Annotated in this window: 11 protein-coding genes, 1 tRNA gene and 1 pseudogene; 9 read left to right on the forward strand and 4 right to left on the reverse strand. The window is 57.2% G+C overall.

Features of this window, described 5'->3' with window-relative positions; genetic code table 11:
• Nucleotides 1–198: 198 nt before the first annotated feature.
• Entirely contained in the window at nt 199–1,416 is a 1,218-nt protein-coding gene (locus CLV97_RS17060; protein ID WP_106346737.1) for a cation:proton antiporter, read from the reverse strand.
• 324 nt (nt 1,417–1,740) lie between these two features.
• On the opposite strand from CLV97_RS17060, the gene CLV97_RS17065 reads away from it, so the two are divergent.
• The 3 genes and pseudogenes from CLV97_RS17065 to CLV97_RS19080 all read left to right on the forward strand — a co-directional run.
• Complete coding sequence (locus CLV97_RS17065; RefSeq protein WP_425440582.1) at nt 1,741–2,430, forward strand: zinc metallopeptidase; 690 nt, start codon at nt 1,741–1,743, stop codon at nt 2,428–2,430.
• Between the two features lie 164 nt (nt 2,431–2,594).
• Nucleotides 2,595–3,107, forward strand: a complete 513-nt coding sequence (locus tag CLV97_RS17070) for a YhcN/YlaJ family sporulation lipoprotein (RefSeq protein WP_170070599.1) — start codon at nt 2,595–2,597, stop codon at nt 3,105–3,107.
• 163 nt (nt 3,108–3,270) lie between these two features.
• Nucleotides 3,271–3,435: pseudogene (locus tag CLV97_RS19080) on the forward strand (DivIVA domain-containing protein); the annotation flags it as partial.
• A 169-nt stretch (nt 3,436–3,604) separates the two neighbouring features.
• On the opposite strand, the gene CLV97_RS17080 reads toward CLV97_RS19080, so the two are convergent.
• A complete protein-coding gene (locus CLV97_RS17080) occupies nt 3,605–4,525 on the reverse strand; it encodes a C40 family peptidase (RefSeq protein WP_106346741.1) in 921 nt (306 codons plus the stop codon).
• Nucleotides 4,526–4,680: 155 nt separating this feature from the next.
• Between CLV97_RS17080 and CLV97_RS17085 the strand changes: the two genes are divergently transcribed.
• From CLV97_RS17085 to CLV97_RS17095, 3 genes are all read left to right on the forward strand, one after another.
• Nucleotides 4,681–6,300 (forward strand): peptide ABC transporter substrate-binding protein, encoded by a 1,620-nt coding sequence (locus CLV97_RS17085; RefSeq protein WP_106346742.1) that lies wholly within the window; start codon nt 4,681–4,683, stop codon nt 6,298–6,300.
• 119 nt (nt 6,301–6,419) lie between these two features.
• Nucleotides 6,420–7,037, forward strand: coding sequence for a class I SAM-dependent methyltransferase (locus CLV97_RS17090; protein ID WP_106346743.1), 618 nt, complete (start codon nt 6,420–6,422; stop codon nt 7,035–7,037).
• A 147-nt stretch (nt 7,038–7,184) separates the two neighbouring features.
• Nucleotides 7,185–7,661 (forward strand): hypothetical protein, encoded by a 477-nt coding sequence (locus CLV97_RS17095; RefSeq protein WP_106346744.1) that lies wholly within the window; start codon nt 7,185–7,187, stop codon nt 7,659–7,661.
• A 55-nt stretch (nt 7,662–7,716) separates the two neighbouring features.
• On the opposite strand, the gene selB is transcribed toward CLV97_RS17095, so the two are convergent.
• Complete coding sequence (selB, locus tag CLV97_RS17100) at nt 7,717–9,621, reverse strand: selenocysteine-specific translation elongation factor (protein WP_170070600.1); 1,905 nt, start codon at nt 9,619–9,621, stop codon at nt 7,717–7,719.
• 104 nt (nt 9,622–9,725) lie between these two features.
• On the opposite strand from selB, the gene CLV97_RS17105 reads away from it, so the two are divergent.
• Nucleotides 9,726–9,799, forward strand: a tRNA-Gly gene (locus CLV97_RS17105).
• A gap of 55 nt (nt 9,800–9,854) precedes the next feature.
• Nucleotides 9,855–10,484 carry an O-methyltransferase gene (locus CLV97_RS17110; protein WP_106346746.1) on the forward strand — a complete coding sequence of 210 codons (630 nt, stop codon included), beginning with the start codon at nt 9,855–9,857 and terminating at the stop codon, nt 10,482–10,484.
• A gap of 47 nt (nt 10,485–10,531) precedes the next feature.
• On the opposite strand, the gene CLV97_RS19025 is transcribed toward CLV97_RS17110, so the two are convergent.
• A complete protein-coding gene (locus tag CLV97_RS19025) occupies nt 10,532–10,801 on the reverse strand; it encodes a PGPGW domain-containing protein (RefSeq protein ID WP_425440583.1) in 270 nt (89 codons plus the stop codon).
• Nucleotides 10,802–11,020: 219 nt separating this feature from the next.
• Here CLV97_RS19025 and CLV97_RS17120 point away from each other — a divergent pair, with 219 nt between their 5' ends.
• Nucleotides 11,021–11,788 carry a hypothetical protein gene (locus tag CLV97_RS17120; RefSeq protein WP_106346748.1) on the forward strand — a complete coding sequence of 256 codons (768 nt, stop codon included), beginning with the start codon at nt 11,021–11,023 and terminating at the stop codon, nt 11,786–11,788.
• Nucleotides 11,789–12,061: the final 273 nt, after the last annotated feature.

Here is a 12,061-nt window from a genome sequence, read left to right on the forward strand (position 1 = left end):
AAACATCAAAAAAATGGCCTTGCTCCTCTCGAAGAGAGGAAAAGGCTTTGTGATCCGCCTAATTTACCAAATCTAATTTCCTTTATCTGTTTATTTCCCATAAACATGCAACCCCTGGCGCTTTTCTTGCGAAAAGAGCCAGGGGGTTTGTCATCAATCTCAAGCACCCCGCGGGGTGCTTTTCCTTTTCCGGCTTTGTCAAGCGTTCTGCGAGGGCTCGGTGCGCCGTCCGATGGCGGCCTTCAGGGCGGGGGGCGTCACCAGGGTGGTGACCAGCACGATGACCACCGCCGCGGTGAACAGGGCTTGATCGATCAATCCCTTTTGCAGGCCGATGGTGGCGACGATGAGTCCCACTTCTCCCCGGGCGATCATACCGGAGCCGATGATGGCGGAACTGCGCCAGTTGAATCCGGCCAGTTTGGCCCCCATGCCGCCGCCGATCAGCTTGGTCACGATGGCCACGAGGGTCAGAGTCACGATGAGATAGAGCATCTCGAGCGAGAAATTTTTCACCTGTGCCGTCACTCCGATGCTGACGAAGAAGATCGGCACAAAGAAAGAGAAGGACACCGTTTCCACCTTCTCGAACAATTCCTCTCGATAGCTGGAGAGGCTGAGCATCAACCCGGCGAAATAGGAGCCGACGATCCCTGCCATTCCGAACATTTCCGCGAAATAGGCGAAGGCGAGGGCGGTGATGATGCCGAAGGTGAGCACCACTTCGGTGGTGAGCATGCCGGAGACGGCGCGAAACAGCCTCGGGAGCAGCGTCCGACCCGCCAGGAGGGTGATGATGAAGAAAACGATGATCTTCACCAGGAGGAGAAGGATGCCTGCAATGCTTCCGCCGCTGTCGTCACTGGCGACGAAACCGATGACGACCGACAGGGTGATGATGCCCAGGATGTCGTCCAACACAGCTGCGCCCAGGACGGTAACCCCTTCCTTAGATTGGAGCTTTCCCAACTCCCTCAGAGTCTGCACCGAGATGCTGACACTGGTGGCCACCAACACCGTTCCGATAAAGATGGCGGTGGAGTAGTTGTAGCCGAACAGTAATCCGACCCCGAAACCGGCGATCAGGGGAAGGATCACCCCGCCGACGGCCGTAAGGGAGGAGCCGTATGCGGTTCGTTTAAATTCGTTTACATCGGTTTCCAGGCCGGCGAGGAACATCAGCAAAATGACGCCGATTTCGGCCAGCTCGCGGAGCATGTCGCTCTGATGAACCCATCCCAGCAGGGAAGGCCCGAGGATCACCCCGACGAGCAGTTCGCCGAACACGGCGGGTTGTCCGAACCTTTTGCTCAAATGTCCCGCGATCTTGACCGCGACCAAAATGAGGGCTATCTCTAATAGGAAATGGAACTGGCTCAATTCCTCCAGATTAACGAACTGTTCAATCAGGTTCATCTCCTACCTCCTTTACGACCGATGTCCCTCTTATTGTAGCAAAAAATTGAGTCCGTTTTCACAGGATGGAAGCGAGGGGGATAAAACCTATTCTTTCCTTCGGATCTTCTTTCCATAATCGGACGCCGATGAATCGATCCCACTTATGGTATAATATAATAGCTGAGAAGACGTATCCGGGTCGCCTGTCGGTCCTTCCTCCGGATTCTATGCCGGTGGAAAAGGACTTAACGCCCCTGCAAGTGATGAATCCCGCGCCGAATGGTTTGAATTTCCCCGGTCCGAACGCGGGGCCCCGAAATATGAAAAGCCTTCAAGGGAGGAATGAGACGGAAAATGTCGGCACTGTATCTATTGGTCATCGCCGCATTGGGCCTGACGATATGGGCGCAATTCAAGGTGAAGGGAACCTTCAACAAGTGGTCCGAAAATCCCGCTTTCTCCGGGATGACCGGGGCGGAAGTGGCCCGCCGCATCCTCGATGCCAACGGATTGCACGACGTGCCGGTCGAACCGGTGCCGGGAAAATTGACCGACCATTACGATCCGATGGCCCGGGCGGTCCGCCTTTCGGAGAGCGTATATTATTCCAATTCGATCGCCGCGATTTCGGTGGCGGCACACGAATGCGGACACGCCCTGCAACATCGGGACGCCTACGGTTTTCTGGTGTTGCGCCACAAGATGTTTCCGGTGGTCAATTTCGCTTCGGGCGTCGCTCCGCTGCTTTTGATGGCCGGGATTCTCTTTCAGGCGCTGAATCTCTTCGCGCTGGGAATTCTTTTCTTCTCGGCGGCGGTCGCCTTTCAGCTGGTGACGCTGCCGGTGGAGTTTAACGCCAGCAGCCGGGCCAAGGACATTCTCGTTCAACAGGGCTTTATTCGGAACACCGAGGAGCGGGGCGTGAGCAAAGTGCTGAACGCCGCGGCGTTCACCTATGTGGCCGCCACTCTCGTCGCGGTGATGAATTTGCTTTATTACATCTCCATCTTCCTCGGACAGAGCGAGGAATGAGGCTTCGGAAAAGGGGCGGAGGATCTCCATGCCGGTTCTCCGCCGAGTTCCGAAATCGCAAGAGCCGCACGGGGCGGCTCTTTTTTATTGCGTTTCGGGGGGCACATATTTTTTTCGGCCGGACGGATACTATGGACGAATCCTTTCAGGAAAGGAGGATGCCCATGCGTTCCGTGAAAAGGTGGGCGCTCGGAGCCCTTTCGGCGGCGCTGGTTTTGGGGTTCGCCGCCGGTTGCGCCACCCAACAGCGTCCTGAAGAAACGCGAAATGACGCCCTTCAACGGCCCGCCCGTCCCTTGACCAACCCCGAAGCGGTTCGGCGGGATGCGGCGCGGCAGCCGATGACCCAGCAAATGCGCGTGGCGGACAAAATCGCTGATGCCATTGCCGATATGAAGCGTGTGGATACCGCGACCGTCATCTTGACGGATCGGACCGCCTATGTGGCTGTCATGTTGCCCTCCGGCGTCCGTTTGACGAGCGGCTTGGAGAAGGAGATCGTCCGCAAGGTCCGGGCGAAGGATGCCAGCATTCGGAGGGTGTACGTTTCCGCCAATCCGGACTTTGTCAAGCGGATGGGCGACTTCGCCCGGGATATCCGTCGAGGCCGTCCGGTGGCGGGACTGTGGGACAGTTTCATGGACATGGTCCGCCGAACCTTTCCCCACGCGGGCTGACCGCTCCCGGAGAATTGCGCCCCGGCCCCTTTTGGAGGGAGGAGGATGTGAATCCTCCTCTTTCGCGTTTCTGCAGGCTCTTTTATGGACCACTGTACGCGAACAGGGGAGTATCGTAGTATAATAAGGAATGAGTGGCAGAAGCGTTTGGGGAGGGATCAACATGAAGCGGCTGACGCCGATGGATATTTTCAACAAGGATTTCAAGCACGCCATTCGCGGATACGATATCGATGAAGTGAATGAATTTCTGGATCTGGTCATTAAAAATTACGAAGACCTGATCGAGGAGAACGAGCGGCTGAAGGAGCAGCTCCGCAAGGCCCAGAGGGGAGGCTCGTCGCGAATGGTTGCGGAGGATCCCGGTCAGAACGCGGTGATCCGTGACCTCACCCGGAGGGTGGAGCGGCTGGAGCAGGTGGTGTTTCGGCAAAACGGACGAGGTCGATAAAGAGCGGAGGACAGGGGGCACCGGATGTTGCGCCCTTTTTCCGTATTCAGAAAGTTTCACTTCCCTCGTACCTTCGGGCAAGACAAAATTCCCGCGCATAATTCTCCTCGGACAGCCGGTTGATCCGGACCGGGTGACCGGTGCGGGGGGAATGGAGAAAGCTTCCGTCTCCCACGTACATGCCCACATGGTGAATCTCGCCTTTCCCCTCATCGTAGGCGAAAAACACCAGATCTCCCGGTCGGAGATCCTCCTTCGGCACCCTCTTTCCGAAACGGGCTTGATCTCCGGCATCCCGTGGGATGCGGATTCCCGCCGACTCAAAGATGCGATACATCAAACCGGAACAATCAAATCCGAAGGAGGAGGTTCCTCCCCACAGATAGGGCAGGCCCAGGAATCGCTCCGCCGTTGCCACCCGGATCTCGCCGCCGGCGGTTGGCAGGGTTCGGGCGACGGTGATGTGCTCGGCGGGGAGACGTCCCACAACTCCCCGGGGGGTGAGGACGATGGCTTCCCCGTCCACTTCGCCCAGCCAGGGCAGTTTGCTCATAAATCCGACGGGTTGTTCCGCTTCGTTCCCTTCCAGGCGCAAGCGGGTGAAGGGGGCGGTGACATAGGCCAAGGGCTCCGTTTGCCACGCCTGGTGATAATCCGGATGGAAGGTAAGCTGCCGCAGCGGCATCCATCCGGGATACCCACTTTCATCCTTGTATGAAAACTGCTCCGGAATGCGGACTTCCGCCCACCCGTCCCGCTCGCCGACAACCCATACCGGCTCTCCGTAGAGAACCTGGGTTTCCAACCGGCCGACCAGGTCGATTCGCCCCTTTTCTTCCCCGTCCAAGCGAGAGAGCCATCCCTTGATGTCTGCCGGGCGGGAAAGGGAAGGAGCGTCCAGGTCCCGCGGTTTTTCCGGGCTTGACCAGACGTTTCCCACCGCCACGTCCACAAATCGGATATTCATGGAAGTCACTCCTCGCGTTTAGAAATTCCCTATACCCTTTCTTCACGGCGAAGCGGGGTTCCTTTTTCCGGACAAAGGCAACTCCGAACAAAGGGAAAACGGTTCCATCCGTCGAATGTTTGAGAAGCAAGAATCTTTCCACCTCGACAGGAGGGATGGGTGTGAAGAAAGGGTGGCGCGCGGGAATCGCGCTGTTTATGGCCATTGCCCTGATTCTTTCCGGATGCAGCACGTCGGGCGATTCGGACAGCCAGTCGCAATCCGAGCAGGTGCTGAAGCTGAATCTGCCCAACGGGGAACCCACTTCCCTGGATCCGGCCAAGGCCTTTGACGCCGAATCGATGGAAGTGGTCAATGCCCTTTTCGAAGGTCTGATGCGGCTCGATGAAAATCATCAGCCGAAACCCGCCGTGGCCGAAAAGGTGGACGTCTCTCCGGACGGGCTTACGTATACCTTCACCCTGCGGAAGGATGCCAAGTGGTCCAACGGAGAGCCCTTGACGGCCCACGATTTCGAGTACGCCTGGAAGCGGGTCCTTAATCCCAAGACCGCCTCCTCCGCGGCGTTTCTTCTCTATTTCATCGAAAACGCCGAGGAATACAACACCGAGAAGGCTTCCGCCGACCAAGTGGGGGTGAAGGCGAAGGACGACTACACCCTGGAGGTTCGCCTGAGCAAGCCGACGCCCTTCTTTTTGCAGCTGACCGCCTACACTGTCTATTATCCCGTATACAAAAAGGGATTGGAGGAAGATCCGAAACTTTATGAGAACGGGGATTCCTACGTGAGCAACGGTCCCTTCAAGATGAAGGAGTGGCAGCATGACTCCTCCGTGAAGGCCGTCCAAAACGAGCATTACCGGGAAAGGGACCGGGTGAAGCTGGGCGGAATCGAATGGGCGATGGTGAACGATCCGAGTTCCGCCTACCAGATGTTTAAAACCGGAAAGCTCCATTCCGCGACCCCGCCGCCGGACATTTTGCCGTCGCTGATCAAGAAGGGGGAAGCCAAGGTCCTGGACGGTTCGGGTCTCGAATTTTTCCGGTTCAACGTGAAGGAAAAACCCTTCACCAACAAGAAAATCCGGAAGGCTTTCGCTCTGGCGGTCGACCGGAAAGCCATCGTGGATCAGGTGGTCCAGGGGAATCAGCAACCGGCGCTCGCTTATGTGGCTCCGGGCACGATGAGCCAGCTGGGGGATTTTCGGGAAGGGCGCGAGGAGTTGATCGCCGATAACCAGGCGGAGGAAGCGAAGCGCCTCCTCGAAGAGGGGATGAAAGAGGAGGGCTGGAAAACCCTGCCTTCCGTCACCCTGCTCTACAACGCCAATGAGAAGAACAAACTGGTGGCCGAAGCCCTTCAGGAGATGTACCGGAAAAACCTGGGGGTAAAGATCAAACTTCAAAGCCAGGAGACCAAGGTGTTCTTCGACAGCCAGATCAACCGGAATTACCAGATGTCCCGCTCCAGCTTCCTTCCGGATTACAACGATCCGTACAACTACCTGGAAAGCTTCCAGACGGATCATTCCATGAACCGGACCGGATGGAGCAACGAGAAGTATGATGAACTGCTTGAGAAATCCACGGAAGCAAAAAGTGAAGAAGAACGGGTGAAACTCCTCGAGGAAGCGGAAGAGCTTCTGCTGGAGGAAATGCCCGTCTTTCCGCTGTACTATTACAACAACGTGATCGTAGAAACGCCGAAATTGAAGAACGTCCTTCGCCATCCCGTCGGTCCTCCCGACTACAAGGAAGCCGAACTCACCGAATGAGGCGCCTTTTGCTCCCGCAGCACGTCGCTGCGGGATTTTTTGGATTTCCAATCAAGTTTCGATTATAAAGCCAAGGGGAACCCTTTCCATGGAACTTTCGGTTTGGAACGGGGGATTGCATGGATTGGAATCAGGCTTATGAAAAAGGGGATTTCAAGAATTGGGATTTTGGCAGCGCTTCACCGGAGCTGGTTTCGTACCTGGCTGTCCGGGGACTTCCCGCTCCGGGGAGTCGGGCCTTGGATATCGGCTGCGGGGGAGGATGGGATGCGATTTTTCTGGCACAATGCGGATTCGCCGTGACCGGCGTGGACGTTTCCCCCAAAGCCCTGAGTCTGGCGGCGATGAGGGCGAAGAAGGCGGGAGTTTCCATCCGGTTCCGAACCGGGGATGCCCGGAACCTGCCGGTGGAGGATCTGTCGATCGATTTTGCGAACGACCGGGGCTGTTTTCATGTGATTCCGAGGGAAGAGCGGCATCGATATGCCGAGGAAATCTGGCGGATTTTAAAGCCCGGAGGGCATTTGCTGCTGCGGGGATGCCGGGAGATGTCCCCGGAGATGGAGGAAAGTATGAGAAGATCATCCATTCCGATGAGCCCGATCACGGAAGAGATCCTCGACCGGCTGTTTCCGACGGAGCGCTTTTTCCGCGGACCCGTCCTGCCGATCCGCTTGACGGGGGAAGACAGGCCGGAGGGATTGCCGGCCCATATCGTCCTGATCACCAAACGCTGATCAGGGGAAAACGCGCACAAGAGCGGAGTGCGGAAGGGATGGCACCCGGCTCATCCTCGATCGCCTGAAATGCACCGTAATCTGGCAAATTACTGTCCCCTTCTTCATCGCATACTATGGAAAAACCCGTATTGGAGGGAAATCCCCTTGCGCGATGAAGAACTGGAACAGATGGATGAGCGGATGCAGACCGACGGCATGATCGATCGAGCCACGCAGAAGACGGATCAGCCGAAGGTCGATTTGCCGCACTTGGAAGGGAAGGATGCCCGGGACTCCCGAATGCAGGAGGAGCCGTCGGAGGGGGAAAGCTTGACGGAGAATGTCGGCGTGGAGGCCGCGGAAGAAGTGGCTGACCCGGTTCCGACGACGAAGGTTGAGGAGGGGAGAGCGGAGGCGGACCGGCGCGAAGAGGGGACGGAAGGGAGCTGGTTGGGTACCCTGGCCATCGTTTTATCGGTCCTTTCCCTGCTGCTGGTTCCCTATATCCTTGCCCCTGCAGGCATCGTGCTCGGCATCATCAGCGGCACCCGCAAAAACCAACTCGGATGGTGGGCGGTGGGGGTGGGCGCGTTTTCACTGATCGTCAACCTTGCCGCCGCTCCGTACCTGCGCCTGTACTGAAGCCGCGACGCAGGGGAAGCCGTTTTCCCGACGGAAAACGGCTTCCTTATATCTTTCAGGGATTTTTGCGCTCGTTGACCAGCTCCCGCAAATCGCCTAAGCGCCGGGTGATGCCCCTTTGGTCCATGGTTTCCAGCAGGGGAACGAGATACTTGCGTGAGGCGGGAAGCCGCTTTCGAATATCGGAAATGGACTGGGGACCGTTCCTTCGGATCGCTTCAACCACCTGATGAACGGCCGAGTTGAAGACCTCGTGGTGAAGAAGGATTTCATCGGTCAAGGGAACCACCATCCCCTCGCGGATCCAGTAGGGGCGCAGTTCCTTCCCCACCTCCGGGGGGATGCCCGCTTCCTCAAGCAGTATTTTCCAGTTCGGCGGAGTAATGCCTTTCCCCTTCAATTGATCCAACAGTCGGTCCGCCTTCTCCGACCACCGGTCGGGAATGTGGGGAGCGAAGGAGGGGAGGGCGAGGTTTTCCCCGTCTTGTCGGAGGCTCCCCCTTTCCGACCAGAAGTCCAGCAATCGTGAGGCTTCCCTCGTCGACAAGCCCTGAAGCAGGCGGGAGATCACTTCGGCCTTGGGCGCCCCCTCGCGCATCGGATATTCGCTGTGATAATTCGCGAGCCATCGGGCGATCCTTCTTTCCCTTTCCTGAAGGTGATCGGTTGAAGCAACGCGATCGAAAAAAGAAACGATCCGGCCATCCTGTTCCATTTTCTTCAGCGAGGTGTCTACCGCCGCTTCCGGTTCCGTCAAATGGCGGGCCAGTTCCTCCGGACTCATTAAAAGGCGATCCCTTAAGGCTTCCAAAATCCGCTCCTCCAGCCCGGCGGAGAGGCGCTGCTCGATCCGAAGGGCGGATTCGGGCCGGATTTTATGTTTGGGAGGATAGGGATCGATCACCTCTCCTCCCCCGACGGTGGCGGCGGGGGAGGGGCGCCGCAGGATGAAGCGGTCTCCCCGTCCCGCCACCACCGGTTCCCTCAATCGCAAAGTGACGAAGGCTTTCTCGTTGGGGCCCCACTCCTTCCGGTCGTACAGGATGAGTTCCGCCATCGTCTCGGCGGTGCCGATCAGAAGTTTCAGCCGGGCGCGCTGTTTCAAGGTGAAATCCAGGTCGGGAAGGGATTCCACCCTGGCGTCCAATCGATCGGTCACCGACCACGCCCCGGGATCCGTCAGGGTTTGCCCGCGATACAGGCGGTCTGCGTCCGCCATGGTCAGGTTGAAGGCCGCCCGTTGTCCTGCCGTGGCGCGGGGAACGGCGTTTCCGTGAACCTGTATCTGGCGAACCCGGACCCGCAGATTTCCGGGGAGAATCTCCAATTCATCACCGGTTTGGGCCGAGCCGGATTGCACCGTTCCCGTCACGACCGTTCCGGCGCCGCGGATGGTGAAAACGCGATCGATCGGGAGGCGAAAGGGAGCTTCCGATTGGCGCGGGGACATGCCGCTCACCAGACGGTCCAGGGTATGGACGAGGGAATCCAGCCCATCGCCGGTTCGGGCGGAGACCCGACAGATGGGCGCTCCCTCCAAAACCGTGTTTTTGGTCAACAGGCGGAGATCCTCTTCGATCAGAGGGAGCAGCTCGGGATCCGCCGCATCCATTTTGGTCAGGACGATGACCCCGGCGCGGATGTTGAGCAGTTCGATAATATGCAGATGCTCCCGGGTTTGCGGCATTACCCCTTCGTCGGCTGCCACCACCAGCAGCACCAGGTCGATGCCCGCCACGCCGGAAACCATCTGTCGGATGAACCGCTCGTGTCCCGGAACATCCACGATGGACACCTCTTTGCCGGAAGGCAGTCGGAAAGGGGCGAACCCCGGCTCAATGGAAATGTGCCTCTCCTTTTCTTCCTTCAACCTGTCGGTATCCACTCCGGTGAGCGCCTTGGTCAAGGCGGTCTTGCCGTGGTCGATGTGACCGGCGGTTCCCAAAACATAGTGACTCAAGGGAATCCATCTTCCTTTCTCCGTTCTCCCGAAAAATGCTTGCAATCTGAGAGAGAGGTTGTTATAATATGAAATGCATCGCACGAAGCAAATGTAAACCTCATGCGGATGTAGTTCAATGGTAGAACACCAGCTTCCCAAGCTGGAAACGCGGGTTCGATTCCCGTCATCCGCTCCAAACAGAAACCGCTGCACGAGAGTGCGGCGGGTTTTGCTTTTTAAGGAGGTTTACGATGAATCAGGCTCAGTATATCCGCACCTTGTTTGCCCGGGAGGATGAAGTGCTCCGCTCCATCGAAGGCGGTTTGGCAGATCGGGGAATGCCGCGGATTTCCGTCCCGCCCGAAACGGGGAAAACCCTGTACTTGTTGGCGAAGATGAGCGGTGCCCGTGATATCCTGGAAATCGGGGCACTGGGTGGATACAGCACCATTTGGCTGGCCCGCGCTTTGCCGAAGGACGGGCGTCTCATTTCCCTGGAGCTTAAGGAGGAGCATGCCGCCTTTGCCCGGGAAAACGCAGATCGCGCAGGGGTGGGGCAGCAGGTGGAATTCCGCGTCGGGGATGCATCGGAACTCCTCAACGCCCTGGAGAACGAAGGCGTTTCCTTCGATTTCATCTTCATCGACGCGGATAAAGAGCGATACGCGGATTACCTGGAACGGTCGATCCGTCTGGCCCGTCCTGGTGCGGTCATCACCGCCGACAACGTGCTCCGGGGAGGAAGGGTTTGCGACGAATCGGATCGGACGCCCTCCACGGTGGCCATCCGGCGGTTCAATGAGGGCTTGTCCCGGGATTCTCGGCTGGAATCCATGCTTCTTCCCGTCGGTGACGGACTCGCCGTCGCACGGGTACGCTAGACCGAAGGATAGAGTGTTTTCACATAAGCGGTGGAGCTTTTCGGCAATTATCGTTTGAATCCCCGAGCGGTGATGCGGTCCAATTGCCGGGCAAACCGGGGAAAGCGGGCCTGGAGGTAGTTGAGGAGTTTTTTCGCCAATGGGGAGGTTTTCGACAAGAGGTAGAGGCCGATCAATAAGAACAAAATTCCTTGCAAGAAAGGAAGAAAGAGTCCGGCAATCCCGAGCAGGAGGAATAGGAAACCTAGAATCGCGGTCCAGAGGCGTTTGGCTCCTTTTTTCATGCGGGAACTCCTTTGTTTTGATCCGTACACCATTCAGTATAACCTTAGTCCGGATTCAATATCAATCCGGAAGACGGGATCACGGGGGAGATTTCTGGAAGCCGCCAACCGGATGGATCTGCCGAGGCATTAATTCTATTTTACTATCAAAAAAACGATCGATTGTAGTATCAAATTTTTCTGGACACGGGAATAACTTCATCGTAATATTAACGGCGTAGGGGGGAGAGGGAAGCAGAAGGAGGAACTCCTTTGAAAAAAGTTTTATTAATTTTCACCGCCTTTTTGCTGGCTTTCATGACCGTTCCGGCGGCGTATGCCGATTCGATGGTCAAGCTGGACGCCGTGAACGGCCTTGTCAGTTTGTCCGCGAATCCGGACGTGAAAATTCCGGTAAAGGTTACCTTGTCGGATTCGAAGGTGAAAGGCCAGAAGCTCCTGAAAATCAATATGAACGGCGGGGTCGGGCTGAAGGCGATCGCCAATGCCAAGGTAATGGTCAACGGCCACGACATCTCGGCCGACAACATCGACAAAGCCCGTTCCAAACTGACCGTCGCCTTGGACGAGAAGATGCTGCGCGTCGGCAACACGAACAAAGTCGTGGTCCAACTGGGCTTGAACGTCGCCAAAATTGATCTCGTGAAACTGCAGCTCTGCTTGAATTTGACCTCCGACGTCATACTCCAAGCGCAACAGGGTGAAGTGAGCGTGGAACTGTCGGGTTGCAAGGACGGCGATAACGGACCCGGCGGAGACGACAACAATGATGACAGCAACAACGGCGGAGATGACGGCGGCAAGGACGGCAGCAAGGGCGATGATGACGGCGACAAGGGCAACGACAACGGCGGAAAAGGTTCTGACAACGACGGAAGCAAGGGCGGCACCCTTCCCAACCACAACAGCGGGGGACAGCTGCCGAATACCGCCACCCCCTATCCGACCCTTGCTCTGATCGGCTCGCTGCTCCTCCTTGCGGGGGCGGGGCTTTTCCGCCTGAACGCCCGGAAGGGATAAAAATCGGCTTCACTCACGTGAACGATCATCCCAGGAAAGATTGAGACTTCCCCATCCCCACTGAAGAGGGATCGGCCGAACAGGCCGATCCCTGAGGCTATTGACAAACCCAGCGGAAAAACCGCTGGGTTTGTATGCTAATTGGAAGAAAATAGAGAAGAACAGACGGATAAAGGACCCGCCTTGGGGCCCATTGTTCCTCTTCCAAAGGAGCAAGGCCATTTTCTTGATGTTTTGGCAAACGGCAGTAAGGAGGCATTGCTCTGTTACTCT

Source organism: Planifilum fimeticola (assembly GCF_003001905.1).
Lineage (GTDB): Bacteria > Bacillota > Bacilli > Thermoactinomycetales > DSM-44946 > Planifilum > Planifilum fimeticola.

Bases quoted from the DNA above. Each gene is read 5' to 3' on its own strand.
- CLV97_RS17110 (WP_106346746.1), top strand. From the start codon at position 9,855: ATGAATCAGGCTCAGTATATCCGCACCTTGTTTGCCCGGGAGGATGAA.
- CLV97_RS17080 (WP_106346741.1), bottom strand. From the start codon at position 4,525: ATGAATATCCGATTTGTGGACGTGGCGGTGGGAAACGTCTGGTCAAGC.
- CLV97_RS17085 (WP_106346742.1), top strand. From the start codon at position 4,681: ATGGGTGTGAAGAAAGGGTGGCGCGCGGGAATCGCGCTGTTTATGGCC.
- CLV97_RS17060 (WP_106346737.1), bottom strand. From the start codon at position 1,416: ATGAACCTGATTGAACAGTTCGTTAATCTGGAGGAATTGAGCCAGTTC.
- CLV97_RS17070 (WP_170070599.1), top strand. From the start codon at position 2,595: ATGCGTTCCGTGAAAAGGTGGGCGCTCGGAGCCCTTTCGGCGGCGCTG.
- CLV97_RS17065 (WP_425440582.1), top strand. From the start codon at position 1,741: ATGAGACGGAAAATGTCGGCACTGTATCTATTGGTCATCGCCGCATTG.
- CLV97_RS17090 (WP_106346743.1), top strand. From the start codon at position 6,420: ATGGATTGGAATCAGGCTTATGAAAAAGGGGATTTCAAGAATTGGGAT.
- CLV97_RS19025 (WP_425440583.1), bottom strand. From the start codon at position 10,801: ATGGTGTACGGATCAAAACAAAGGAGTTCCCGCATGAAAAAAGGAGCC.